The organism is Enterobacter cloacae complex sp. SHL020 (assembly GCF_049236945.1).
Taxonomy (GTDB): Bacteria; Pseudomonadota; Gammaproteobacteria; order Enterobacterales; family Enterobacteriaceae; genus Enterobacter; species Enterobacter dykesii.
On the sequence record NZ_JBMKJF010000005.1, the window covers coordinates 42066 to 65174 of the forward strand.

Genomic DNA, 23109 nt, shown 5'->3' on the forward strand with positions numbered 1-23109 from the left:
GACATCTATTTCCGGAGCGATGTGGCGGATTCTGGTGAGAAATTTATTCTTGATCTCTTTTTTCCGACTCTCTCTGGTGTTAATGCTGTTCCTTATGGTGGGCCCTGCTGCGGCAGGCACGCTTTCGGAGACGGATAAATCGGTACGCTCGATTGTCTCAGGTATTGTGAGCTATACGCGATGGCCGTCACTTTCCGGGCAGCCTAAACTCTGCATCTACGCCACTTCTCACTATACGCACGCCCTCAGCGGCGATGAGGGGCATAGCGAGTTACCTTATACGCCAGTTATTGTACGTAACGATCGGGAAGCCCTGGCCGCGACGTGCGATGCGATCTATTTCGGGTCTGAATCACCGGCAAAACAACTTGAATTAATAAGCCAATATCAGGGCAGAGCGTTGCTATTAATCTCAGAGCAAAATCCGGAATGTGTAATTGGCAGTGCCTTTTGCCTGATAATCGATCGCGGCCAGGTACGGTTCGCCGTCAATCTGGATGCATTGACGCGCAGTGGCGTAAGAGTCAATCCGGATGTATTAATGCTGGCACGGAATAAGCAGCATGGATAAAGATTTCACTTCAACGCCACGTCCGACGTTTAAAAGAACGTTGAGGCGAAACAGCATGATAAGCGTCATCATCACGATGACGTTAATATGGCTGCTGCTCTGTTTTGCTTCCGTCGTGACGTTAAAACAATACGCTCAAAAGAATCTCGAATTAACCGGCGCAACAATGAGCCACAGCCTTGAAGCGTCGCTGGTGTTCAACGACTCGCTGGCGGCCAACGAAACGCTGGCTGCGCTGGGCAAACAGGGGCAGTTTGCCGTGGCCGAGGTGATTAACGCGCATAAAAAGCGGTTTGCCTACTGGTCCTGGAACCCGGAGGACAACAACGACACGCTGGGTGCACTGGTCAGCCGCTGGCTTTTCCCCGTACCGGTTGCGCAGCCCATCATGCATAACGGCGCAACGATCGGCGAAATTCGCCTTACCGCGCGTGACAGCCTGATCGGCCATTTCATCTGGATGTCGTTTGCCGTACTGACCGGCTGCATTCTCTTTGCCGCCGTGGTTGCGCTCATCATTACCCAGTCTTTGCATCACGGGATGGTCACGGCCCTGCAGAACATTACCGACGTCGTGCATGACGTACGCACGAACCGCAACTTCTCCCGCAGGGTGAAAGACGGCCGTATCGAAGAATTTCACCAGTTTGGTGAGGATTTCAACAGCCTTCTGGATGAGATGGAAGAGTGGCAACTGAAACTTCAGGCCAAAAATGCCCAGCTGTTGCGTACCGCCATGCACGACCCGCTTACCGGTCTTGCCAATCGCGCGGCGTTTCGTAACAGCATTTCGGCCTTAATGAATGACCCTTCTGCCAAAACAAACTCGGCCCTGCTCTTCCTCGACGGTGATAATTTTAAGTTTATTAACGACACTTGGGGACACGCGGCAGGAGACTGCGTGCTGATAGAAGTCGCCAGCAGAATGATGGAGTTTGGCGATAAACGTCATCAGTCGTACCGCCTTGGCGGTGATGAATTTGCCATGGTGCTCTACGGCGTTCACTCTGAGCTTGAGGTTCAACACATTTGTGCTGCGCTTTCGCAGCAGTTTATCCGTCCGTTTGATCTTCATAACGGACAAAAAGCATCGATGTCACTCAGCATTGGCTTTGCTCTGGCGTGGGAAAATGCTTCCGTGGAAGCGTTACTGGAGAGGGCTGACCGCAACATGTACCAGGTGAAAAACCAGCGTACGAAAACAATAAGTTAGAAAGGATACACTATGTTAAAACGTTACTTCGCGCCGATAGTACTGGCCTCACTGGTTCTGGCAGGCTGCCAGTCGCCGCCGGAAGGCAAATTCACTCCTGAGCAAATTACGGCGATGAAGTCTTACGGTTTTAACGAGCTGAACGGTGACTGGTCCCTTGGCATGTCGGACACCATCCTGTTTGATAAAAATGACGCCAGGCTGCGCCCGGAAAGTGAAAAGCAGATCCAGTCCATGGCCTCTCGTCTGGCAGAAACCGGCCTGAACCACGCGCGGATGGACGGTCACACGGATAATTACGGTGAAGAACGCTACAACGAAGCGCTGTCGTTAAAACGCGCCAACGCCGTAGCCGATGCCTGGGCGAAGGGCGCCAATATCCCGCGCAGCAATCTCACCACGCGGGGGTTAGGTCAAAAATACCCGGTTGCGAGCAACAGCACTCCGCAAGGGCGCGCTGAAAACCGCCGCGTTGCAGTGGTGATCAGCACGCCATAGGGTTATTTAGCGGATGATTCGGCGAGCGTCACCCTGGTTGCCGCTCGCCAGCGCAGCCAGTCTACCACAACAAACAGCGCCAGACTCATGCCCATAACGGGCAAGCACAGCCCCAGCAGCAGGCTAACCATCGCCGTAACGCCTCTTCCCCATCCTGACAGCGCCAGCCAGCTCTGACAAAGCGTCTGTACCGGACTCACTGCCGACTGTGCCGGACGACGCATCCACCACATCCGATATCCCCAGATGATGAGCACGCACAGGGCGAGGCCGAACGCCACCAGCAGCAGCTGATTCACCAGCCCGAATAAGATCCCCATATGGAAATCCACGCCCCAGCGGGTCAGTTTTGCCATTAACGGGAAATCCTCGAATCGGGTTCTGTCCAGGATCTGCATCGTAGAAGGATCAACCGCCACGGCGTCCACCTGAGTCGGCCAGCTGCGATCGATTTCCGTCACGGTCCAGGCGCGATCTGCCGTTTTTGCCGGGCGGATCTCCAGCCTGTTGGCATCAATTCCTGCTTTACGGGCCGCACTTAATACTCCGTCAAACTGCGTCAGATCCATCGCCATTTCCGGCATCATCATGCCGCCGTGATGGCCACGGTGTTCGGCGTGCTCATCCACGATCTCCTGTTGGCCGGAAAGCGTCGTGTTCACCTGCGGGGTAAGCCAGTTCATCTCTGCCCGCAGCTTATCAACGTTCCCGCCTGCCCATTGAGACCAGGTCAGGCCGGTTGCAGAGAACAGCAACATTCCGCCCAGCAGACTCCAGCCCAGCGTCACGTGCATCCGACGACGATTCTGGAAGCGATTATTGATCCGCCGTTTGGGCCGGGTATAAAACCACAGGGCAATACCGCCCAGCGCGGCGACCCACATCCACGAGGCCGCAAGCTCGCTGTAAAGGCGCCCAATGTCGCCCAGCATCAGGGACGTATGCAGGTAATCAATGGTCTGACGCAGGGGTAAAATCCCGCTGGTGCCGTATACCGTCAGATCTCCCAGCATCGCCAGGCTCACCGGATCGATAAAGATAGCCCGGTTCTCCGATGGCCCAAGTTTCGGGTCAGCAAACATCACGCGGGTGGTTTCACCCTCAACCAGCCCCGGACGCACGGCGTGCAAACGTAAATCTGATCCAACGGTTTTTTCCGCCACGGCGATTTGCTCCGCCAGCGGCTGCGGCTCGCCCACGGAATCCGTGTGGAGCGCGTGCCGGTAGAGCGCATTCTCCAGCTGCGGAGTCGCCACATACAGCGTACCGGTCAGCGCGGCAAAGAAGATAAACGGGCCGACAAAAAGCCCGACGTAGAAATGAAGGCGACGCAGCAGGTTTCCCCATGCCGCGCGCGGAGTGCAGGTAGTCATACTTTTCCTTTTTAAGGCAAAAAGTTATCGATTAATTTTTAAAGGGAAAAAGCAGACTGCCGCGGCGGCGCGCGGGTATCAGGATAAAGCCAGGGGAAAAAGTGCCAGTGGCTGACCGCCCGGCGCGGCGGCTTAACGCGAAGCCTCTGCAGCATCACGCTGAGCAGGACGATCAGCGCCAGCATCACGCCAGGGACATGCGCTAACAGCACGCAGTAGCCGCAAGCTTCCGCATGATCGACAGGCATCGTATGCGGCATATCGCCCTGATGCTCATCCATCGACATCATGCTCATATCATGATGCATGCCCGGCATCGCGCTCATGGGATCTTTCTGCAATGAGACGGAGATAAGGGGTGCTACCACGATCAGCAGGATCGCAAACAGCGCGGTCAATGCCGCTGCGCGTTTCCGGTCAGGCTGATGCAGTACGTTATCCACTTCCCCTCCATTCAAGAGGCAAGCATTGTAAATGATTTATGACGAAAGGGTTAATGCGAGAGGTGCGATGGGATAAAAAAAGGGCCAGCCTTCCGGCCAGCCCTTTCTAACAGGATGTCGCTTAAGCGAATCTTAGTTCAGACGCTCTTTAATACGAGCAGACTTACCAGTACGCTCACGCAGATAGTACAGTTTAGCTTTACGTACAGCACCACGACGTTTAACAGCAATGCTGTCAACTACCGGAGAGTGAGTCTGGAAGACACGCTCAACGCCTTCGCCGTTGGAAATTTTACGAACAGTGAATGCAGAGTGCAGACCGCGGTTACGAATAGCGATAACCACGCCCTCGAATGCCTGCAGACGTTTTTTGGAACCTTCAACAACCCATACTTTCACTTCCACGGTGTCACCTGGACGGAAGGAAGGTACGTCCTGCTTCATCTGCTCTTGTTCAAGTTGCTTAATAATGTTGCTCATAATTTAATCTCTTATCCTGGGTAAACTGATATTCGGGAGCGTATTACGCATTCCCATCATGTTCATGCTGCTGGTGCGCGTGTTCTGTTTTGAACTCGGCCAACAACTTTGCTTGCTCTTCAGTCAGAGCCAGGTTTTCCAGAAGTTCAGGTCTTCTAAGCCAGGTTCGGCCCAGCGACTGCTTCAAACGCCAGCGACGTATCTCGGCATGGTTTCCAGACAGTAACACTGCCGGCACTTCCATCCCTTCTAACACTTCAGGACGAGTATAGTGTGGACAGTCCAGCAACCCGTCGGCAAAGGAATCTTCCGTTGCCGAAGCTTCATGGCCCAGAACCCCCGGAATGAACCGGGCGACGGAGTCAATCAGCGTCATTGCGGGTAACTCACCACCGCTGAGAACGTAATCGCCGATAGACCATTCTTCGTCAATCTCGGTTTGAATTACGCGCTCATCTATCCCTTCGTAGCGCCCACAGACCAGAATCAGCTTTTGATTCGTCGCTAGTTCGCTCACGCCCGCTTGATCAAGCTTGCGTCCCTGAGGTGACAGATAAATCACCTTTGCGCCTTCACCTGCCGCGGCTTTTGCTGTGTGAATGGCGTCCCGTAAGGGTTGCACCATCATTAGCATCCCCGGTCCGCCGCCGTAAGGACGATCGTCCACGGTACGGTGCCGGTCATGAGTAAAGTCACGAGGACTCCAGCTCTGGATGCTCAGCAGGCCATTCTTTACTGCCCGGCCAGTTACCCCGTAATCGGTAATCGCGCGGAACATTTCAGGAAACAGGCTAATTATGCCAATCCACATAGCGCCGTCTTTTACCGTTTATCCGGAGAATTTAAAAACCAGGATCCCAATCTACTTCAATGGTTTGAGTAGTGAGATCGACTTTCTTGATAACCTGTCCATCGAGGAACGGAACCAACCGCTCCTTGATGCCAAATGCATCTTTCAGGTTTGCCTTAATGACGAGAACGTCATTTGACCCGGTTTCCATCATATCGATGACTTTCCCCAGGCTATAGCCTTCGGTAGTGACTACCTGGCAACCCATAAGATCTTTCCAGTAGTAGTCGCCCTCTTCCAGCTGTGGCAACTGCGACGAATCCACGACAATCTCACAATTAGTCAGCGCATTCGCAGCATCACGATCGTCAACGCCTTTCAGCTTGATGATGATGTCCTGATTGTGGTGACGCCAGCTTTCCAGCTCGACCTCTTCCCACTTACCGCCTTTCTGGATAAACCAGGGCTGGTAATCAAAAATGCTATCAGCGTCTTCAGTGGAGGAAAACACTCTGAGCCAACCACGGATACCGTAGCAAGAACCCATTTTTCCCAATACGATCGGTTCAACAGGTGCTTTATTGCTCATCATGACCACCGTGACAGATTAAGCTGCTTTGTTTGCTGCTTTGATCAGCGTAGCAACGCGATCGGAAACAGTAGCGCCCTGGCCAACCCAGTGAGCGATACGATCCAGATCCAGACGAGTTTCTTCTTCTGCGCCAGCGGCCAGTGGGTTGAAGAAACCAACGCGCTCGATGAAGCGACCGTTGCGTGCATTACGGCTGTCAGTCACAACAACCTGGTAGAACGGACGCTTTTTAGCGCCGTGACGAGCTAAACGAATAGTTACCATAACATCCTCTTGTGTGAATAAAACAACCGGGCCCCATCGAGGAACGGAGCCCGGGTGTCATATTAAAAGCCCGAAAATTTTACTCATTTTCGGGCAAAAAGCAATCTCAAAAGCGATTAACGCCCTGGAAAACCGGGGGGCATCATGCCTTTCATGCCGCGCATCATCTTCGCCATGCCGCCTTTCTTCATTTTCTTCATCATGCGCTGCATGTCGTCGAACTGTTTCAGAAGGCGGTTAACGTCCTGCACCTGCATGCCGCAACCGGCTGCGATACGGCGTTTACGGGAACCTTTGATGATGTCCGGGTTAGCGCGTTCTTTAAGGGTCATCGAGTTGATGATCGCCTCCATACGCACCAGCACCTTGTCATCCATCTGCGCTTTTACGTTGTCAGGGATCTGGCCCATGCCCGGCAGTTTGCCCATCAGGCTGGCCATGCCGCCCATGTTTTTCATCTGACGCAGCTGCTCAAGGAAATCGGTGAGATCGAAACCGTCACCTTTTTTCAGCTTGCTGGCCAGCTTCTCGGCCTGCGCGCGGTCAACCTTGCTCTCGATATCTTCGATCAGCGACAGCACGTCGCCCATGCCGAGGATACGGGATGCAATACGATCCGGGTGGAACGGCTCGAGCGCTTCAGTTTTCTCGCCCACGCCGAGGAATTTAATCGGCTTACCGGTAATGTGACGAATGGAGAGCGCCGCACCGCCGCGGGCGTCACCGTCCACTTTGGTCAGCACCACGCCGGTTAACGGCAGCGCTTCGTTAAACGCTTTCGCGGTATTCGCCGCATCCTGACCGGTCATGGCGTCGACAACGAACAGGGTCTCTACCGGGTTGATAGAGGCATGCACCTGCTTGATCTCGTCCATCATCGCTTCGTCAACGTGCAGACGACCGGCGGTATCCACCAGCAGCACGTCGTAGAATTTCAGCTTCGCTTCTTTCAGCGCCGCGTTAACGATGTCGACAGGCTTCTGCGCCACGTCGGACGGGAAGAAATCCACGCCAACCTGCTCGGCCAGGGTTTCAAGCTGTTTGATCGCCGCCGGGCGATAGACGTCCGCAGAGACCACCAGCACTTTCTTCTTGTGCTTTTCACGCAGGAATTTACCCAGCTTACCGACGCTGGTCGTTTTACCCGCCCCCTGCAGGCCCGCCATCAGCACCACGGCCGGCGGCTGAGCCGCCAGGTTAAGCACCTGGTTCTCTTCGCCCATCGCCGAAACCAGTTCATTACGAACGATTTTGACGAACTCCTGACCCGGGGTCAGGCTCTTGTTAACTTCATGACCAACCGCCTTCTCTTTTACGCGGTTGATAAAATCACGAACAACCGGCAACGCGACGTCTGCTTCCAGCAGCGCCATGCGCACTTCGCGCAGCGTTTCCTTGATGTTCTCTTCAGTAAGGCGTCCGCGGCCGCTGATGTTGCGCAGCGTGCGCGACAAACGATCGGTTAAATTATCAAACATTGTCTCTCGCCTGAGTAGAAACGTTGGGCCGCCATGGGCGACACATACACAGAATTTTGCCGGAGTATAACATGAAGGCGCCTTTGTTGTTATGCAACGGTTGGAGCAGGCGTCACGTAACGTTATACTGCTTCTCTTTCTTATTAAGACAACTGTCGATGCCTATATGCCTGTTTTCGCACTGATCGCCCTTGTTGCCTACTCTGTCAGCCTCGCGCTGATCGTTCCCGGACTGCTGCAAAAAAACAGCGGCTGGCGGCGCATGGCTATTCTTTCCGCGGTGATCGCACTGATTAGCCACGCGTTTGCGCTGGAATCACGCATCATTCCCGGCGACGGCAGCGTGCAAAACCTGAGCGTCCTCAACGTCGGCTCGCTGGTCAGCCTGATGATCTGTACGGTAATGACCATCGTCGCGTCTAAAAATCGCGGCTGGCTGCTGCTGCCGATTGTCTATACCTTCGCGCTGATCAATCTGGCCCTCGCCACCTTTATGCCTAATGAATTCATTACGCATCTGGAGGCGACGCCGGGGATGCTGGTGCATATCGGCCTGTCGCTCTTTGCCTACGCGACGCTGATCATCGCCGCGCTTTACGCCATGCAGCTCGCCTGGATTGACTACCAGCTGAAAAACAAAAAGCTGGCGTTTAACCATGAAATGCCGCCGCTGATGGTCATTGAGCGTAAGATGTTCCACATCACCCAGGTGGGCGTGGTGCTGCTGACGCTGACGCTCTGCACGGGCCTGTTTTACATGAAGAACCTGTTCAGCGTGGAGAATATCGATAAAGCGGTGCTCTCCATCATCGCGTGGTTTGTCTATATTGTCCTGTTATGGGGCCATTACCATGAAGGCTGGCGCGGTCGTCGCGTGGTCTGGTTCAACGTCGCGGGTGCGGGCATTCTCACCCTTGCCTATTTTGGCAGCCGCTTCATACAGCAATTTGCTGGCTAAGTAACAAAAGGAGTTCCCCCTGGAACACATCTCTACCACCACGCTGATCGTTATCCTGATCGTCATGGTGGTCATCTCCGCCTATTTCTCCGGCTCGGAAACCGGCATGATGACCTTAAACCGCTACCGGTTACGTCATCGTGCTAAACAGGGTAACCGTGCCGCACGTCGTGTTGAAAAACTGCTCCGCAAGCCGGATCGCCTGATAAGCCTGGTGCTCATCGGCAACAACCTTGTCAACATTTTGGCCTCCGCCCTCGGCACTATTGTCGGGATGCGCCTGTACGGCAACGCCGGGGTGGCGATTGCCACCGGCGTGCTGACGTTCGTGGTGCTGGTGTTTGCCGAAGTGCTGCCGAAAACCATCGCCGCGCTTTACCCTGAGAAAGTCGCCTACCCGAGCAGCTTCCTGCTGGCACCGCTGCAGATCCTGATGATGCCCCTGGTCTGGCTGCTGAACATGGTGACGCGCGTACTGATGCGGATGGTGGGGATCAAAGCCGATGTCACCATCAGCAGCGCGCTCAGCAAAGAGGAGCTGCGCACCATCGTGAATGAATCCCGCTCGCAGATCTCCCGGCGCAATCAGGACATGCTCCTGTCGGTGCTGGATCTGGAAAAGGTGAGCGTGAACGATATCATGGTGCCGCGTAACGAAATCGTCGGTATCGACATCAATGACGACTGGAAAGCCATCGTCCGCCAGCTGACGCACTCCCCACACGGACGCATTGTGCTCTATCGCGACTCGCTTGATGACGCCATCAGCATGCTGCGCGTACGCGAAGCCTACCGTCTGATGACCGAGAAAAAAGAGTTCACCAAAGAGGTGATGCTGCGCGCCGCCGACGAGATTTACTACGTGCCGGAAGGAACCCCGCTCAGCACGCAGCTGGTGAAATTCCAGCGCAACAAGAAGAAGGTCGGCCTGGTGGTCAATGAGTACGGCGACATTCAGGGGCTGGTGACGGTCGAAGATATTCTGGAAGAGATTGTCGGGGACTTTACCACCTCAATGTCGCCTTCCCTCGCGGAAGAGGTCACTCCGCAAAACGACGGCTCGGTGCTGATTGACGGTAGCGCGAACATTCGTGAACTCAACAAAGCCTTTAACTGGCATTTGCCGGAAGATGAGGCTCGGACCATTAACGGGATGATTCTGGAAGCACTTGAAGAGATCCCGGCGGCGGGCACGCGTGTGCGCATTGAGCAGTACGATATTGATATCCTGGACGTGCAGGACAATATGATTAAGCAGGTGAAAGTCCTGCCCGTAAAACCCCTGCGCGAAAGTATCGCGGAGTAAGGTTGTAGGCCGGGTAAGGCGCAACCGCCACCCGGCACTACGAATGGCAAATTAGGCTTTCGCTTTCGCCACGGTCACCATCGCCGCGCGAATGGTACGGCCGTTCAGGGTGTAACCTTTCTGCATCACGCCCAGCACTTTACCGGCTTCGACCTCTTCGGACTCCACCATTGCAATCGCCTGGTGAACGTTTGGATCCAGCGGAACGTCGGTATCGGCAATGACTTCTACGCCAAACTTACGCACCACGTCGAGCATGGATTTCAGCGTCAGCTCGATACCTTCGATCATCGCTGCGTTGTCCGGATTCGCTTTGTCAGCCACTTCCAGCGCGCGGTCGAGGCTATCGATTACCGGCAGCAGTTCGTTGACGAATTTCTCCAGCGCAAATTTATGCGCCTTCTCAACGTCCTGCTCGGTACGGCGACGCAGGTTTTCCATTTCCGCCTTGATGCGCAGAACACCATCGCGTTCGCGATTCTGCGCTTCTACCAGCTGGGCTTCCAGATTCGCAATTTTTTCATCGCGCGGGTCCACCTGCTCAGCAGACGCGTCTGGCTCTACAGCCTCAACTTCATCGTGCTGTTCCGTGATAATTTCTTCAGGGGCTTGCCCCTCAGGCGTTTTCTGTTCTTTACTACTCATGAATTTCTCCGCGTTTTTCTGCATTCATCTCGCTAACTTCGCTTATTATGGGGATCAGTTTCCGGGATTCAAGGGAACAAGACAGATTGTCATCATTCATCAGGCACAAGGACCTCCAGAAAATGAATAATCATTTCAGGTGTATTGGGATCGTCGGGCATCCGCGTCACCCTACCGCACTAACGACACATGAAATGTTGTATCGCTGGTTGTGTAGCAAAGGCTATGAAGTGATGGTCGAGCAGCAGATTGCTCAGGAGCTGCAGCTGAAGAGCGTCAAAACCGGCACGCTGGCGGAAATTGGCCAACAGGCCGATCTCGCCGTGGTAGTGGGCGGCGACGGCAACATGCTCGGCGCAGCCCGCACGCTGGCGCGTTATGACATCAAGGTCATCGGCATCAACCGTGGCAATCTCGGCTTTTTAACCGACCTCGACCCGGACAATGCGCAGCAGCAGCTGGCCGACGTGCTGGAAGGGCACTATATCAGCGAAAAACGCTTTTTACTGGAAGCGCAGGTGTGCCAGCAGGACTGCCAGAAGCGCATCAGCACCGCGATTAACGAGGTGGTTCTTCACCCCGGAAAAGTGGCGCACATGATCGAGTTCGAAGTTTATATCGACGAAATTTTTGCCTTCTCCCAGCGTTCTGACGGGCTGATTATCTCCACTCCAACCGGCTCAACCGCCTACTCGCTTTCTGCCGGCGGCCCGATACTGACGCCTTCGCTGGATGCCATTACCCTGGTGCCAATGTTCCCGCACACGCTCTCCGCCCGCCCGCTAGTCATCAACGGCGACAGCACGATACGCCTGCGCTTCTCGCACCGCCGTAACGACCTGGAGATCAGCTGCGACAGCCAGATAGCGCTGCCAATTCAGGAAGGTGAAGATGTCCTTATTCGTCGGTGTGATTACCACCTTAATCTGATTCACCCGAAAGATTACAGCTATTTCAACACATTAAGCTCGAAGCTTGGCTGGTCAAAAAAATTGTTCTGATTTTGCATCCAGTACTTTACTGTATAAAAAACCAGTTTATACTGTATGAAAACACAGTTATGGTTTTTCATACAGGAAAACAATTATGCTGGCACAACTGACCATCAGCAACTTTGCCATTGTTCGTGAGCTTGAGATCGATTTCCACAGCGGCATGACGGCGATCACCGGGGAAACCGGTGCAGGTAAATCCATTGCCATTGATGCCCTCGGCTTGTGCCTTGGCGGCCGCGCAGAGGGCGATATGGTGCGCATGGGCGCAAACCGTGCCGACCTGTGCGCCCGCTTCTCCCTGAAAGACACCCCTGCCGCCCAGCGCTGGCTGGAACAGAACCAGCTTGAAGATGGACGTGAGTGTTTACTTCGCCGCGTGATCAGCAGCGACGGTCGTTCACGTGGCTTTATCAACGGCACGGCAGTTCCGCTCTCCCAGCTTCGCGAACTCGGCCAGCTGCTTATCCAGATCCACGGCCAGCACGCGCATCAGCAACTCGTCAAACCAGAACAGCAGAAAGCGCTGCTCGATGGCTATGCGGGTGAGTATGCGCTTACTCAGCTTATGGCGGAGCACTATCGCCAGTGGCATCAGAGCTGCCGTGAACTTGCCCAGCACCAGCAGCAAAGCCAGGAGCGCGCTGCACGTGCGGAGCTGCTGGCGTACCAGCTTAAAGAGCTGAACGAATTCAACCCGCAGCCGGGTGAGTTTGAGCAAATCGACGAAGAGTACAAACGTCTGGCGAACAGCGGTCACCTGCTCTCAACCAGCCAGAATGCGCTCAACCTGCTGGCGGACGGCGAAGACGTGAACCTGCAAAGCCAGCTGTATAACGTCCGCCAGCTGATTACCGAACTGGTCGGCATGGACAGCAAGCTTTCTGGCGTCCTGGATATGCTGGAAGAAGCGGCCATTCAGATCTCCGAAGCCAGTGACGAACTGCGCCACTACTGTGAACGTCTGGATCTCGATCCGAACCGTCTGTTTGAGCTGGAGCAGCGTATCTCCCGTCAGATTTCACTGGCGCGCAAGCACCACGTCACGCCGGAAGAGCTGCCGGGCTACTATCAGTCTCTGCTGGAAGAACAGCAGCAGCTTGACGATCAGGCTGACTCGCAGGAAACCCTCTCTCTCGCGGTGAATCTGCACCATGAACAGGCGCTGGCGACAGCGCAAAAGCTGCATGAAATCCGTCAGCATTACGCCCATGAGCTAAGCCAGCACATCACCGACAGCATGCACACGCTGGCGATGCCGCATGGCGTCTTCACCATAGATGTTCGCTTTGAAGAAAACCACCTGACGGCAGAAGGTGCGGACCGCATCGAGTTCCGCGTCACCACCAACCCGGGGCAGCCGCTGCAGGCAATCTCCAAAGTGGCATCCGGCGGTGAACTGTCGCGTATTGCACTGGCGATTCAGGTGATTACCGCGCGTAAAATGGAAACCCCGGCGCTGATTTTCGATGAAGTGGATGTCGGCATCAGCGGCCCAACGGCGGCAGTAGTGGGCAAACTGCTGCGCCAGCTAGGTGAATCAACGCAGGTGATGTGTGTCACCCACCTGCCGCAGGTCGCGGGCTGTGGTCATCACCACTTTATCGTCAGCAAAGAAACCGACGGAGAAATGACCGAAACGCATATGAAGCCGCTGGATAAACGCGCGCGTCTGCAGGAGCTGGCACGCCTGCTCGGCGGCAGCGAAGTTACACGTAACACGCTCGCAAACGCGAAAGAACTGCTGGCAGCATAAACTTTTTCGGGATCTCAGGGTCATACAGAACAACAAAAACGCCGCCAGACCGGTTTCAAAGTGGGGCAAGGTCTATTATCATCGGCATATTACATATGAGCCGCGTTCTGCTCGGGCCCGAAAAGGAATCAAATCACTATGCGTTGTAAAATGCTGACCGCTGCCGCAGCGGTTCTTCTGATGTTGACCGCAGGCTGTTCCACTCTGGAGAAAGTGGTTTACCGTCCTGACATCAACCAGGGGAACTACCTTACCCCTAACGATGTGTCCAAAATCCGTGTGGGGATGACACAACAGCAGGTCGCTTATGCACTGGGAACCCCGATGATGTCCGATCCGTTCGGCACTAACACCTGGTTCTATGTATTCCGTCAGAAGCCGGGCCACGAAGATGCGACCCAGCAGACCCTGACGCTGACCTTCAGCAGCGCCGGTGTGTTGACCAACATCGACAACAAGCCTGCCCTGACCAAATAATCAGAAGTCAGAAATGCAAAAAGGTGCTCATTGAGCACCTTTTTTGTATCTGAACTCTTGCGCAGAATCGTAGCCCCGGTAAGCGCAGCGCCACAGGTGGAGGAAGAGCTACTTAGCCGCTTTCTCCGCACGCTGACGTCGCAGCTCTTTCGGATCGGCAATCAGCGGACGATAAATCTCCACCCGGTCGCCCTCTTTCAGCACATCACCCAGCTTCACCGGACGGCTATAAATCCCCACCTTATTTTTTGCCAGGTCTATATCGTTGCGAAGTTCAAGGATGCCGGAAGCGCGGATAGCCGCCTCAACGGTTGCTCCCTCTTCCAGCATTACGCGCTGCAGATACTGCTTCTCCGGCAGCGCGTACACCACTTCTACAGCAATCTTATGCGACACTGTAAACCTCTTTGGCGCGGGTGGTGAACGCCTGAACCATATTCGAAGCCAGCTCTTTAAAAATGCGGCCAAACGCCAGCTCAATCAGCTTATTGGTAAATTCAAAGTCCAGCTGGAACTCGATGCGACAGGCGTCAGCGCTCAGCGGCGTAAACTTCCAGCCCCCCATCAGGGTTTTAAACGGACCATCCACCAGATGCATCAAAATACTCTGATTGCTGGTCAGCGTATTGCGGGTGGTGAACGTTTTGCTGATCCCCGCTTTAGAGACATCCACCGCCGCAGTCATCTGCGTCGGGCCGGACTCCAGAACGCGGCTCCCGGTGCATCCCGGAATAAATTCTGGATAAGACTGAACGTCGTTCACTAACTGATACATTTGTTCCGCGCTGTAAGGCACAAGCGCAGTACGGCTAATCTGAGGCATAGCATTTCCCATGGTCATACAACGGACAAATAATAACATTTATCACCTGTTAAAAAAACGCTAAGCCTCATCTCGTGCTAAGATAGCGCGTTAGACCTCACAGGACGCAATGAGGTGACTTTTTGAAATCAGATTACCGACGGCTTTACGACACTTATGACGAAGAAAAAAGCACATAAACCAGGCTCGGCGACCATTGCGCTCAACAAGCGTGCTCGCCACGAGTATTTCATTGAAGAAGAATTCGAAGCTGGCCTTGCGTTGCAGGGCTGGGAAGTAAAATCGCTGCGCGCCGGGAAAGCCAACATTGGCGATAGCTACGTGATCCTGAAAGATGGCGAAGCCTTCCTGTTCGGCGCGAACTTTACGCCACTGACCGTCGCCTCCTCACACTATGTGTGTGACCCAACGCGCACCCGCAAGCTGCTGCTGAACAAGCGTGAGCTGGAATCCCTCTACGGACGCATCAACCGTGAAGGTTTCACCGTGGTCGCCCTGTCGCTGTACTGGAAAAACGCCTGGTGCAAAGTGAAAGTTGGCGTCGCGAAGGGTAAAAAACAGCACGACAAACGTACTGACCTGAAAGAGCGCGAGTGGCAGCTTGATAAAGCGCGCATTATGAAAAACGCAGGACGTTGATTCTGCACACTTATTGTACTATTCAATAAGTTAGCGTTCCGGGCTGGTATCCAGGAAGTGAAATCTGGTATACTGAGTTCAACACTATTGGGGCTGATTCTGGATTCGACGGGATTTGCGAAACCCAAGGTGCATGCCGAGGGGCGGTTTGCCTCGTTAAAAGCCGCAAAAAAATAGTCGCAAACGACGAAAACTACGCTTTAGCAGCTTAATAACCTGCTCTGAGCCCTCTCTCCCTAGCTTCCGCTCTTAAGACGGGGATCAAAGAGAGGTCAAACCCAAAAGAGATCGCGTGGAAGCCCTGCCTGGGGTTGAAGCGTTAAAACTAATCAGGCTAGTTCGTTAGTGGCGTGTCTGTCCGCAGCTGGCGTGCGAATGTAAAGACAAACTAAGCATGTAGTACCGAGGATGTAGAAATTTCGGACGCGGGTTCAACTCCCGCCAGCTCCACCAAAATTCTCCATCGGTGATTACCAGAGTCATCCGTTGAAGTCCTAAGAGCCCGCACGGCGCAAGCCCTGCGGGCTTTTTTGTGCCCTCAATTTGTCCCGCGAAGTCCGAACTGAACTAATTAAATCCGAACCTTTTAGGCACCTCGTTAGGCACCTCATAAAGCTTTATTGTTTTTGAGGTGCCTAAAACTAAGGAAACCCGGCAATGGCGAGACAAACCAAACCTCTATCCGTTAAGGAAATCGAAGCAGCCAAACCCAAAGAAGCGGACTATGTTCTATGATGGTGATGGCCTTGAGCTACTCATCAAATCCAGCGGAAGTAAAATCTGGCAATTTCGCTACATTCGACCTGTCACCAAGAAGGGTGCGAAGAAGAGCATAGGCCCCTACCTGTCTGTTACGCTTGCCGATGCCAGAAGCTATCGAGCAGATTCTCGCCTCACCTGGCAAAACGAATCGATTCACAGAAACATCAGCAAGTACAACTGCGAAGTTTTCTGGAAGCATTTGTGGGCGGTTATTAAATGAATAGCTGAATTTAGTGGAGAACTATTTCGAATAGCCATTTAGATTAACATAATCTAATGTCTGTTTCTAACTCCTGATAAAAGCAGGTTTACTATGTGAGCTGGTTTGGTACAGTTATATGATAATACTATATTAATTACTATTCTGGAGTGAATACAATGCCATATATAAAGTCTATTAAATTTAAAGACCATAACATTTTCAATAATTCAGAGATTAATATCAATCTATCAAAAACTAACGATTCAAATAATCACATTACGGTAATAATTGGTGAGAACGGGACAGGAAAGAGTGAACTGCTGAAAGAAATAGTTGAACTGTTTAGATCAAACAAATCAGGTAGCAGAGGTTCTCAACAAAAAAGTCTTCATGTTGATTTGAAACCTGCCCGAGTGAAATCTTGGCCTAAAAAGTTGATTGCATCTTCTTTTAGCCTTAACGATAAATTTCCATTCGTGAATAAAGATAATAAAAATGAAGACAATGGGTTTTATAAATACCTTGGCATAAGGACCGCAAGTAATAATGCTTTCACGGGAAAAATCAGAGACGAATTATTTACATGCATGATAAAAATCTTCTCCAACCAGAACAAACTTAAAAAGTTTATTAATATTATTGAAACATTCGATTTACCAATAACCTATACCTTTGAATTTTCATATTCAAGAGGATTAGATGACTTGTTCACAAAGCCAAACATCAAAACATCCAAGGAAATAACCAATAATATAATCAACAACTTAATATTATCCAGAAGATTCAACCTCCCGGCATTAGAAAGAATGCAAGAAGACTCTTCTTTTGAAACAGATGTATTAACTAGCATCAACAAAACATTTAAGGAAGGAAAAAAGACAAAAATAATAAAATTTGATTTAGATGAATTCACTAAATTACGCTTACCAGAAAACGCTACAGAAATGGAGTTTATGTTAAACTCAAGACTGGTATCAATAAAAGAGTTCTCTCCGGGTGGTGATGTTAAATTTCAACATATGAGTTCAGGTCAATTTCATATCCTTAAGAGTGTTATTACTATAATTTCTGAACTTGAAGATGACTCATTAATTTTAATTGACGAACCAGAAATCAGCCTACATCCAAGTTGGCAAATGAATTACATGTCAGTTTTAAATGACATGATTTCAGGATTTAAAGATTGTCATGTTTTTGTTGCTACCCACTCCCATTTGATAGTGACAACCTTACCGATAAAAAATTCAGATGTTATTATCTCTAGAAAAAGAAAAGATAATAAAGAAATCTATTTCGAATCTTTTGAAGGGACACCGTCTGGGTGGTCATCTGACATGATATTATATAGCGCCTTTGGTGTTATAAATAAAAACAATCAATCTTTTGATTACGATATAGATCAAGTTGCTTCATTTATGAGTAATTGGAAATATTCAAAAGAAAATCTGATAAAACTTCAAAATTCAGTAAGGCGACTATCTCAATACAAATTACCAGACAATGATCCATTAAGTGTTTTCATCCTAAAATCTGAGGTTTTTTTAGCAAAGGTAATAAAAGATGAGAACTTATAAAATAGTGAAGCCAATCGAATCAATTACGTTAACCCCTAGCGAAATGGCTTTAGCAAAAAAATGTAATCAAGCTGGAAAAATAGCTTGGTCGGGGGCTGCTAAAAACATTTCAACTTTTGTTCATGGCGATATAGATAAAAGAAAAAAACTAAAAGCAAAAATAAAAAGAAAATTAAGAAAAAACCAGCAAAATTATTGTTATTATTGTGGGGTAGATTTCTCTTTCTTAAGAAACGAAGATGTTAACTCTCACATTGACCATTTTTATCCCAAAGGCGCTCCTCACAGATTTTATGAGCGTTTTGTCCTGGAAACAATGAATCTTGTTTTGTCTTGCTCTATTTGTAATGGTCTAGGTATGAAGGGTGAAAACGACTACGGCATTGACCATTACGCTTCAATAAGCAGAATTGGCTCGACCATAATACACCCCTATTTTGATGATATAACCGAGCACTTTAAAATTAATGAAGAATCAGGAGTTATCGATTTTATCAATCAAGACAAGACCAAGGCAGAACTCACTGCAAAAATTTTCAAATTAAATAAAAAAGCACAAATAAGAGCAAGACTAGGAGATATTCTTGTCGAACAAAAGGAAATTGAAGATGCAAATAGAAATTCCGCAGAAGCAGCTAAAAGATCAATTCCATTACAAGGAAGAACAGCTTCGAGAATATAAAATATAACGTTATCCCGCGGTAGAGTACCATTACTCTATCGTGGATAATTTAAATTACTCATATTATTACTCAACATAATTTCAAAAATATGCTACCAAAAACCACCTGTTGGCATAAGATAAAAGCACATAATTCAATTACAGCGCCTGTTGATATTAACAACCAATTTATCTAGTAGTTCAAAGTAGAATTCAAATAGTAAAGATAAAATCAACATTGTCTTTTAATAATAGACTTCAGTGTTTTTTAAACTACTTAACAATCGTTCTACGTAACAATTCTGCCTTAATAGCATCTTAATAAAATCACAGCCACAACCACAGCACTGACTTATGCGAAAAAAAACATTAGGTTACTGTGCATATCGTTAAGTTTTGTATATTTGCGAATTGACTGGTTGTAATCCATTCGAAAAAAACGCCCATATGCGGTAAATACTCACTTATGAATTTTTTCAGTAAATTTGTTTTAGTTATAGCAAAATAAATAATTACTGATATCACTGTACCAAAACATAAGATAAACTATCTCATTATACACCTAATTCGGACACCCCTTTACCTACCAAATTCCTAAAGAAATGCTCATCTAATTTTTATGATGAGGTTCTACGTGTCCGCATGATACAAGGCCTTGTTTTTTCCACGCACCACAGTCTTCCATCCCTTTGACAAACATCAACGACACCTCCCGTCCCCTTATGCAGAATAAAAAACACACCACCCAGCGCTACGGATTAGCCGCCCCAACCCGGAAGTAACCCCACCATGTACAGACCCATAACCGTCATTATCTTTATTCTCCTGACCCTCGCTGCCCTCGCGGAAATAGGCGTTTTATCCTTTGGATAATCCTCAGGCGAAATATCCCTCATCATGGCACATTGATCTCATTACAGTTTTTTCCTAAAGCCATCCCGCTTCGCCTGTGCCATGCTGAATCACGCTCATAACCGATAACGTTAAATGAGGATATTATGAAAAAAACAATTATCGCATTATCTGCCGTTCTGCTGGCTTCCCCAGTATTTGCTGCGACCACACATGCAACTGACGATACCGTCGCGGCGGCGAACGCAAACGCCAACGAGGCGAAGCAAAAACTGCACGAAGAGCAGAACAAAGGTGAAGAGCTGAAGCTGAAACAGAAGCATGCTGCGGAAGGCAAAAGCGAGAGCCTGGGCAGCAAGGTCAGCGAAGATTCCCAGAAAGCCTGGCATAAAACCAAAGAAGGCACCGAGAAAGGGTGGGATGCCACCAAAGAAGGCGCGGAGAAAGGCTGGAACAAAACCAAAGAAGGTGCCAGCGAGCTGGAAAAGAAAGTCACTGAGTAAGCATTTATACTCACAAAAAGGTCGCGCTTGCGGCCTTTTTTATTTCTTCGAATACAATTAGCACCTCGGGCGTTTACGCAGTGCGCACCTATCGGAGAAACCACGATGTATCGCCTTTTGGCCTTTCTGACCGTTCTGCTGTTATGTCCTTCCCTGCATGCTGCCCCGAAGAGCTACATAATTGACACCGATAACACCGCCATTCGGCTGTCGTGGCATGCCTTCGGCGGCATCCTCTCCTGGGCGACGTTCAGCGGCGTGACGGGCGCCGTGACGCTCAACCCGGAAAATGACGTCGACGACCATATTCACGTCACCATTCCCGTAGCGACTCTCGTAGCCTCAAACAAGCTGCTCACCTGGCAACTCAAAAGCGACATGTTTTTTGAATCCGAGCGCTACCCGACTATTGAGTTCATCAGCTCTCGCGTGGTCGCCCAGGGCGACGGGCGGTTCAGGGTGTTCGGCACGCTGACCGTGCGAAACATTGCCCGCCCGGTGATCCTGGAGGCCGTCGTGAAAGACCCGCACGCGCAGGCACTCACGCTGGATGCCACGACGGCAATCTCGCGCGCGGCCTACGGAATGGATAAGTTTGCGCTAGTCGTGGACGATCGTATTGCCATCGACATTGCCATTCAGACGAACGACGTGCCGTCATCCTGAGATGAGCCGCTGTAGCTGCTCCGCGTTTCCCCGCAGGTGAGACGGCGGGTTGCGGCCAATGAGGACAAACTGATAGCCCGCCTCCTGCCACCACGCCAGGTTCATGCCGTGCCGCTGCTCCTGGCGCAGAGAGGCCGTCGCCTTTTCATCAACAGGAGAGATACAGAGCGCCATCGGGCCGTAGTCGGCGTTGATCCAGGCAATCTGCGCGATCGAGGTGGTTTCATAGCGCAGCATTCGCACCATTTTCAGCTCTGCCCCCTGCAGGACAAGCTGCGACATATTCAGCTTCATGCCGATGTCCTGCGCGGCCCGTTCCAGCCCGCGCTGCAGGACCGGCGTTGCGCTGTCCATATCCAGCAGCGTCTCGACGCTGTACAGGGACATATATTGCGCTTCGAGGTCGCGAATATGGGCGTTCTCATCCGCTGGCGAGGAAGCGGGCCTCAGCAGGTAGCCCAGCCCGGATCCGACCATCAAAAAGCTGACCGACGCGGCGATCAGCGCCCGCCTGCTGACGCCAGCCGGCGTGGAGGATTGTGGATCGGGAAGGGCCGCCAGACGCGCCTGCATTGTCTCCAGAGGTGCCTCATCCAGCAGGGAGGCAAACGCCCCGGCGAAATCCTGGCTGCTTTTCATCAGCTCGGCGGTTCGCCCGGAGAGGCGTTCATCACTTTTCAACTGCTCTTCAAATTGCTGCGCGTCGGCGCGGCACATCTCGCCATCTATCCATGACACGATAGCGTCGTCGTTATAGGGCGGTGCAAAACGGTGCGCGTTCAAGAGCGTTTCTCCTTTACCGGAGGCAGTGCGTCAGCGGACCTGGCAAGCCGAGCCCGTGCCGTCGCCAGCCGGCTCATCACGGTACCGATAGGCACCGCCAGAGTGTCCGCCGCCTCCTGGTAGGTAAAGCCTTCGACATAAACCAAAAATACCGCGTTGCGCTGGGCTTCAGGCAGCGCGTTGACGCGCTGCATCACCTTAAGGTAATGCAGGCGCGTCTCATCCAGTTCACGGGTGTCCGGCGCCAGAAGCTCGTCGCTGGCGACAAATCCCTGCCCCTGACGCACGTGTCGTGCCCGAAGTTCAGAGATCCAGATGGAGTGCAGTATCGCGAACAACCACCTGTCGATGCGCGTGCCCGGCGTATACTGGCTGCTCCGTTCAAGCGCACGCACGCAGGTAGACTGAACCAGCTCTTTGGCGATATCCCTGTTTCGCGACAGCACCAGCCCATAGCGCCAGAGACGCGTCAGGTGTGCGGCTAACTGTTGACGAACCTCACGGGTAGCGATGTGTTTTCCCTCCACGAGAAAATCAGGATTCCGGATGTCCGTTGATAGCGGCCTGCAGGTCACGATACTCCTCGCAGGACTGGCCACAAATACCGGCAATCACCTTCAGCTGTTCTTTCGCGAGGTCAGGACGTCCTTTTACCATCCACGCTTCACCGAGATATTCCCGGGCTTTGGCATAATCCGGTGCGATAGCCAGCGCGCGCTGGTAGTAACCAATCCCTTCGTCCGTGCGGCCCAGTTTGCGCGTGGCGAACCCGCGATAGTTCCACGCTTCAGGAGTATTGCCATTTTTCAGCGAATCAAGCAGGTTCAGCGCCGCCTGGTACTCGCCTTTCTTCGCGAGATGGTACGCATAGTTGGTTTTGTCCTGGTCGCTGAGGCTGCTGCTCTTGTCCGGCACGCATTTCTGGGTGGCGCTGTCATACACCTGTCCGGAAGGACAATCGGGCGTTTTGCTCTCGGTACTATTATTGCCCATGGCTAGCGCCAGGGGGGACAGCAGGGAAAAAATCAGCACCGGGATCAAACGAAACGAGGTCGTGTTCATATAATGCTCCAGGGTAAGAGGGAAGTGACGTCAGTAAACGCCCGACTAACGATTTTTATTCATTCTCCCAGTGAATATTTTGCTGTTGCAAAATCATGCTGACATCGTAGCCCCAATGGCAATGAATCAGATTATTTTATCCTTGCCTTAACGTTATTATTTTCGCGTGATAGCAGAGTTTTAAGTCTGCATAAGAATATATTTTATTGTGCGGGTGACATAATATATCTTATATCAAAAACGTTACCCTAACTTAAATGCATATTAAGCGCGCTTAAACAATAACGTTTTCCAATATATTAAAAATGTCCCCTACCAATTATCATACTGCGTTAATCATATTTATAGGCAGCCTCGAAAGGAAAAGACAAAACAATATAAAACAGGATGTTATGCAATATGAGCTATTAACACCCCCTATGTATTAATGCCATCTTCATTGTTTTGTCACTTATTTACGAAAGCTTAAGTTGCACAACTATCGTTTTCTGTCTATATCATTTTTATATTCTGAAAAATAATTCCTCTATTAAATACAGGGTTTTATAAGACGCAAAACACCCATAAAAACGGTTCTCTTTTATAAGTCATTAGATTCGCTCTGATGTTGCCACTCTGAATACTGGCGGGCATCGTGCGCGCTAAAAACAACGGTGAGTGCTGCGTTATAACAGCAACTGCGCCGGGGGCGCCCTTTACCTTCTGCAGAGATGGCTCGTCTTGTTCGCCATTCATGAAACTTCTGC

At 51.2% G+C, this 23109-nt stretch carries 26 protein-coding genes, 1 other RNA gene and 1 pseudogene; 15 read left to right on the top strand and 13 right to left on the bottom strand.

The annotated features are described in order from the left end of the window. The first annotated feature begins 19 nt into the window (after positions 1-19). The 3 genes from ACOTZB_RS13995 to ACOTZB_RS14005 are packed head-to-tail and all read left to right on the top strand — an operon-like array spanning position 20 to position 2282. Positions 20-571 carry a YfiR family protein gene (locus tag ACOTZB_RS13995; RefSeq protein ID WP_200882513.1) on the top strand — a complete coding sequence of 184 codons (552 nt, stop codon included), beginning with the start codon at positions 20-22 and terminating at the stop codon, positions 569-571. After that, the gene (gene dgcN, locus ACOTZB_RS14000; protein WP_337281442.1) at positions 564-1784 is read left to right on the top strand and encodes a diguanylate cyclase DgcN; all 1221 of its coding nucleotides are present in this window, start codon (positions 564-566) and stop codon (positions 1782-1784) included. Before ACOTZB_RS13995 ends, dgcN begins: the two co-directional genes overlap by 8 nt. 12 nt (positions 1785-1796) lie before the next feature. Further along, positions 1797-2282 carry an OmpA family protein gene (locus tag ACOTZB_RS14005; protein WP_126329455.1) on the top strand — a complete coding sequence of 162 codons (486 nt, stop codon included), beginning with the start codon at positions 1797-1799 and terminating at the stop codon, positions 2280-2282. A gap of 2 nt (positions 2283-2284) precedes the next feature. On the opposite strand, the gene ACOTZB_RS14010 is transcribed toward ACOTZB_RS14005, so the two are convergent. From ACOTZB_RS14010 to ffh, 7 genes are all read right to left on the bottom strand, one after another. Then, positions 2285-3655, bottom strand: a complete 1371-nt coding sequence (locus ACOTZB_RS14010; protein ID WP_421627484.1) for a PepSY-associated TM helix domain-containing protein — start codon at positions 3653-3655, stop codon at positions 2285-2287. A gap of 38 nt (positions 3656-3693) precedes the next feature. Continuing rightward, entirely contained in the window at positions 3694-4098 is a 405-nt protein-coding gene (locus ACOTZB_RS14015) for a DUF2946 domain-containing protein (RefSeq protein ID WP_421627486.1), read from the bottom strand. Positions 4099-4230: 132 nt separating this feature from the next. Beyond that, complete coding sequence (rplS, locus tag ACOTZB_RS14020) at positions 4231-4578, bottom strand: 50S ribosomal protein L19 (RefSeq protein WP_002914145.1); 348 nt, start codon at positions 4576-4578, stop codon at positions 4231-4233. 43 nt (positions 4579-4621) lie between these two features. Further along, complete coding sequence (trmD, locus tag ACOTZB_RS14025) at positions 4622-5389, bottom strand: tRNA (guanosine(37)-N1)-methyltransferase TrmD (protein ID WP_014832949.1); 768 nt, start codon at positions 5387-5389, stop codon at positions 4622-4624. 31 nt (positions 5390-5420) lie between these two features. Then, entirely contained in the window at positions 5421-5960 is a 540-nt protein-coding gene (rimM, locus tag ACOTZB_RS14030) for a ribosome maturation factor RimM (protein WP_029741020.1), read from the bottom strand. A gap of 15 nt (positions 5961-5975) precedes the next feature. Further along, entirely contained in the window at positions 5976-6224 is a 249-nt protein-coding gene (rpsP, locus tag ACOTZB_RS14035; protein WP_003863133.1) for a 30S ribosomal protein S16, read from the bottom strand. Positions 6225-6340: 116 nt separating this feature from the next. Next, on the bottom strand, positions 6341-7702 hold the full coding sequence (ffh, locus tag ACOTZB_RS14040) for a signal recognition particle protein (protein WP_014884878.1): 1362 nt from the start codon (positions 7700-7702) through the stop codon (positions 6341-6343). 166 nt (positions 7703-7868) lie between these two features. Between ffh and ACOTZB_RS14045 the strand changes: the two genes are divergently transcribed. Continuing rightward, the gene (locus ACOTZB_RS14045; RefSeq protein WP_014884879.1) at positions 7869-8660 is read left to right on the top strand and encodes a cytochrome C assembly family protein; all 792 of its coding nucleotides are present in this window, start codon (positions 7869-7871) and stop codon (positions 8658-8660) included. Positions 8661-8679: 19 nt separating this feature from the next. After that, complete coding sequence (locus ACOTZB_RS14050; RefSeq protein ID WP_025759264.1) at positions 8680-9966, top strand: HlyC/CorC family transporter; 1287 nt, start codon at positions 8680-8682, stop codon at positions 9964-9966. Positions 9967-10017: 51 nt separating this feature from the next. Here the strand turns inward: ACOTZB_RS14050 and grpE are convergent, their stop codons facing one another. Beyond that, positions 10018-10611 (bottom strand): nucleotide exchange factor GrpE, encoded by a 594-nt coding sequence (grpE, locus tag ACOTZB_RS14055; RefSeq protein WP_023308880.1) that lies wholly within the window; start codon positions 10609-10611, stop codon positions 10018-10020. Between the two features lie 122 nt (positions 10612-10733). On the opposite strand from grpE, the gene nadK reads away from it, so the two are divergent. The 3 genes from nadK to bamE all read left to right on the top strand — a co-directional run bounded on the left by nadK (position 10734) and on the right by bamE (position 13836). Next, positions 10734-11612 carry an NAD(+) kinase gene (gene nadK, locus ACOTZB_RS14060; RefSeq protein WP_008502500.1) on the top strand — a complete coding sequence of 293 codons (879 nt, stop codon included), beginning with the start codon at positions 10734-10736 and terminating at the stop codon, positions 11610-11612. An 85-nt stretch (positions 11613-11697) separates the two neighbouring features. Continuing rightward, entirely contained in the window at positions 11698-13359 is a 1662-nt protein-coding gene (gene recN / locus ACOTZB_RS14065) for a DNA repair protein RecN (protein ID WP_421627489.1), read from the top strand. Positions 13360-13497: 138 nt separating this feature from the next. Further along, complete coding sequence (gene bamE / locus ACOTZB_RS14070; RefSeq protein WP_008502502.1) at positions 13498-13836, top strand: outer membrane protein assembly factor BamE; 339 nt, start codon at positions 13498-13500, stop codon at positions 13834-13836. A gap of 108 nt (positions 13837-13944) precedes the next feature. Here the strand turns inward: bamE and ACOTZB_RS14075 are convergent, their stop codons facing one another. Further along, positions 13945-14232 (bottom strand): RnfH family protein, encoded by a 288-nt coding sequence (locus ACOTZB_RS14075; protein WP_421627490.1) that lies wholly within the window; start codon positions 14230-14232, stop codon positions 13945-13947. Beyond that, positions 14222-14659 carry a type II toxin-antitoxin system RatA family toxin gene (locus tag ACOTZB_RS14080; protein ID WP_024908332.1) on the bottom strand — a complete coding sequence of 146 codons (438 nt, stop codon included), beginning with the start codon at positions 14657-14659 and terminating at the stop codon, positions 14222-14224. The genes ACOTZB_RS14075 and ACOTZB_RS14080 overlap by 11 nt, the downstream gene beginning before the upstream one ends. 156 nt (positions 14660-14815) lie before the next feature. On the opposite strand from ACOTZB_RS14080, the gene smpB reads away from it, so the two are divergent. The 7 genes and pseudogenes from smpB (at position 14816) to ACOTZB_RS14115 (ending at position 20518) form a co-directional block, all read left to right on the top strand. Then, positions 14816-15298: an SsrA-binding protein SmpB gene (smpB, locus tag ACOTZB_RS14085; protein WP_008502505.1), complete on the top strand. Its 483-nt coding sequence runs from the start codon at positions 14816-14818 to the stop codon at positions 15296-15298. Between the two features lie 89 nt (positions 15299-15387). Beyond that, positions 15388-15751, top strand: a transfer-messenger RNA (tmRNA) gene (gene ssrA / locus ACOTZB_RS14090). Positions 15752-15955: 204 nt separating this feature from the next. Continuing rightward, positions 15956-16258, top strand: a pseudogene (locus ACOTZB_RS14095) (integrase arm-type DNA-binding domain-containing protein); the annotation flags it as partial. Between the two features lie 180 nt (positions 16259-16438). After that, positions 16439-17836 carry an AAA family ATPase gene (locus tag ACOTZB_RS14100; RefSeq protein WP_421627492.1) on the top strand — a complete coding sequence of 466 codons (1398 nt, stop codon included), beginning with the start codon at positions 16439-16441 and terminating at the stop codon, positions 17834-17836. Beyond that, the gene (locus tag ACOTZB_RS14105) at positions 17823-18518 is read left to right on the top strand and encodes a hypothetical protein (RefSeq protein ID WP_421627494.1); all 696 of its coding nucleotides are present in this window, start codon (positions 17823-17825) and stop codon (positions 18516-18518) included. Before ACOTZB_RS14100 ends, ACOTZB_RS14105 begins: the two co-directional genes overlap by 14 nt. 977 nt (positions 18519-19495) lie before the next feature. Continuing rightward, positions 19496-19852, top strand: a complete 357-nt coding sequence (locus ACOTZB_RS14110) for a hypothetical protein (RefSeq protein ID WP_023333137.1) — start codon at positions 19496-19498, stop codon at positions 19850-19852. Positions 19853-19957: 105 nt separating this feature from the next. Then, positions 19958-20518: a YceI family protein gene (locus ACOTZB_RS14115; RefSeq protein WP_337281657.1), complete on the top strand. Its 561-nt coding sequence runs from the start codon at positions 19958-19960 to the stop codon at positions 20516-20518. Here ACOTZB_RS14115 and ACOTZB_RS14120 read toward each other — a convergent pair. The 3 genes from ACOTZB_RS14120 to ACOTZB_RS14130 are packed head-to-tail and all read right to left on the bottom strand — an operon-like array spanning position 20510 to position 22363. Next, positions 20510-21301, bottom strand: a complete 792-nt coding sequence (locus tag ACOTZB_RS14120) for an anti-sigma factor family protein (RefSeq protein ID WP_421627496.1) — start codon at positions 21299-21301, stop codon at positions 20510-20512. The genes ACOTZB_RS14115 and ACOTZB_RS14120 overlap by 9 nt on opposite strands. Beyond that, positions 21298-21828 (bottom strand): sigma-70 family RNA polymerase sigma factor, encoded by a 531-nt coding sequence (locus tag ACOTZB_RS14125; RefSeq protein WP_421627498.1) that lies wholly within the window; start codon positions 21826-21828, stop codon positions 21298-21300. The genes ACOTZB_RS14120 and ACOTZB_RS14125 overlap by 4 nt, the downstream gene beginning before the upstream one ends. A 7-nt stretch (positions 21829-21835) precedes the next feature. Further along, positions 21836-22363 carry a tetratricopeptide repeat protein gene (locus tag ACOTZB_RS14130; protein WP_047650335.1) on the bottom strand — a complete coding sequence of 176 codons (528 nt, stop codon included), beginning with the start codon at positions 22361-22363 and terminating at the stop codon, positions 21836-21838. Positions 22364-23109: the final 746 nt, after the last annotated feature.

Excerpts from the sequence above, each read along its gene's own strand:
- ACOTZB_RS14045 (WP_014884879.1), top strand. The coding sequence starts at position 7,869 with ATGCCTGTTTTCGCACTGATCGCCCTTGTTGCCTACTCTGTCAGCCTC.
- ACOTZB_RS14010 (WP_421627484.1), bottom strand. The coding sequence starts at position 3,655 with ATGACTACCTGCACTCCGCGCGCGGCATGGGGAAACCTGCTGCGTCGC.
- ACOTZB_RS14080 (WP_024908332.1), bottom strand. The coding sequence starts at position 14,659 with ATGCCTCAGATTAGCCGTACTGCGCTTGTGCCTTACAGCGCGGAACAA.
- ffh (WP_014884878.1), bottom strand. The coding sequence starts at position 7,702 with ATGTTTGATAATTTAACCGATCGTTTGTCGCGCACGCTGCGCAACATC.
- trmD (WP_014832949.1), bottom strand. The coding sequence starts at position 5,389 with ATGTGGATTGGCATAATTAGCCTGTTTCCTGAAATGTTCCGCGCGATT.
- nadK (WP_008502500.1), top strand. The coding sequence starts at position 10,734 with ATGAATAATCATTTCAGGTGTATTGGGATCGTCGGGCATCCGCGTCAC.
- ACOTZB_RS14005 (WP_126329455.1), top strand. The coding sequence starts at position 1,797 with ATGTTAAAACGTTACTTCGCGCCGATAGTACTGGCCTCACTGGTTCTG.
- ACOTZB_RS14105 (WP_421627494.1), top strand. The coding sequence starts at position 17,823 with ATGAGAACTTATAAAATAGTGAAGCCAATCGAATCAATTACGTTAACC.
- grpE (WP_023308880.1), bottom strand. The coding sequence starts at position 10,611 with ATGAGTAGTAAAGAACAGAAAACGCCTGAGGGGCAAGCCCCTGAAGAA.
- rimM (WP_029741020.1), bottom strand. The coding sequence starts at position 5,960 with ATGATGAGCAATAAAGCACCTGTTGAACCGATCGTATTGGGAAAAATG.
- bamE (WP_008502502.1), top strand. The coding sequence starts at position 13,498 with ATGCGTTGTAAAATGCTGACCGCTGCCGCAGCGGTTCTTCTGATGTTG.
- ACOTZB_RS14110 (WP_023333137.1), top strand. The coding sequence starts at position 19,496 with ATGAAAAAAACAATTATCGCATTATCTGCCGTTCTGCTGGCTTCCCCA.
- smpB (WP_008502505.1), top strand. The coding sequence starts at position 14,816 with ATGACGAAGAAAAAAGCACATAAACCAGGCTCGGCGACCATTGCGCTC.
- ACOTZB_RS14115 (WP_337281657.1), top strand. The coding sequence starts at position 19,958 with ATGTATCGCCTTTTGGCCTTTCTGACCGTTCTGCTGTTATGTCCTTCC.
- rpsP (WP_003863133.1), bottom strand. The coding sequence starts at position 6,224 with ATGGTAACTATTCGTTTAGCTCGTCACGGCGCTAAAAAGCGTCCGTTC.
- dgcN (WP_337281442.1), top strand. The coding sequence starts at position 564 with ATGGATAAAGATTTCACTTCAACGCCACGTCCGACGTTTAAAAGAACG.
- ACOTZB_RS14100 (WP_421627492.1), top strand. The coding sequence starts at position 16,439 with ATGCCATATATAAAGTCTATTAAATTTAAAGACCATAACATTTTCAAT.
- recN (WP_421627489.1), top strand. The coding sequence starts at position 11,698 with ATGCTGGCACAACTGACCATCAGCAACTTTGCCATTGTTCGTGAGCTT.
- ACOTZB_RS13995 (WP_200882513.1), top strand. The coding sequence starts at position 20 with ATGTGGCGGATTCTGGTGAGAAATTTATTCTTGATCTCTTTTTTCCGA.
- rplS (WP_002914145.1), bottom strand. The coding sequence starts at position 4,578 with ATGAGCAACATTATTAAGCAACTTGAACAAGAGCAGATGAAGCAGGAC.
- ACOTZB_RS14130 (WP_047650335.1), bottom strand. The coding sequence starts at position 22,363 with ATGAACACGACCTCGTTTCGTTTGATCCCGGTGCTGATTTTTTCCCTG.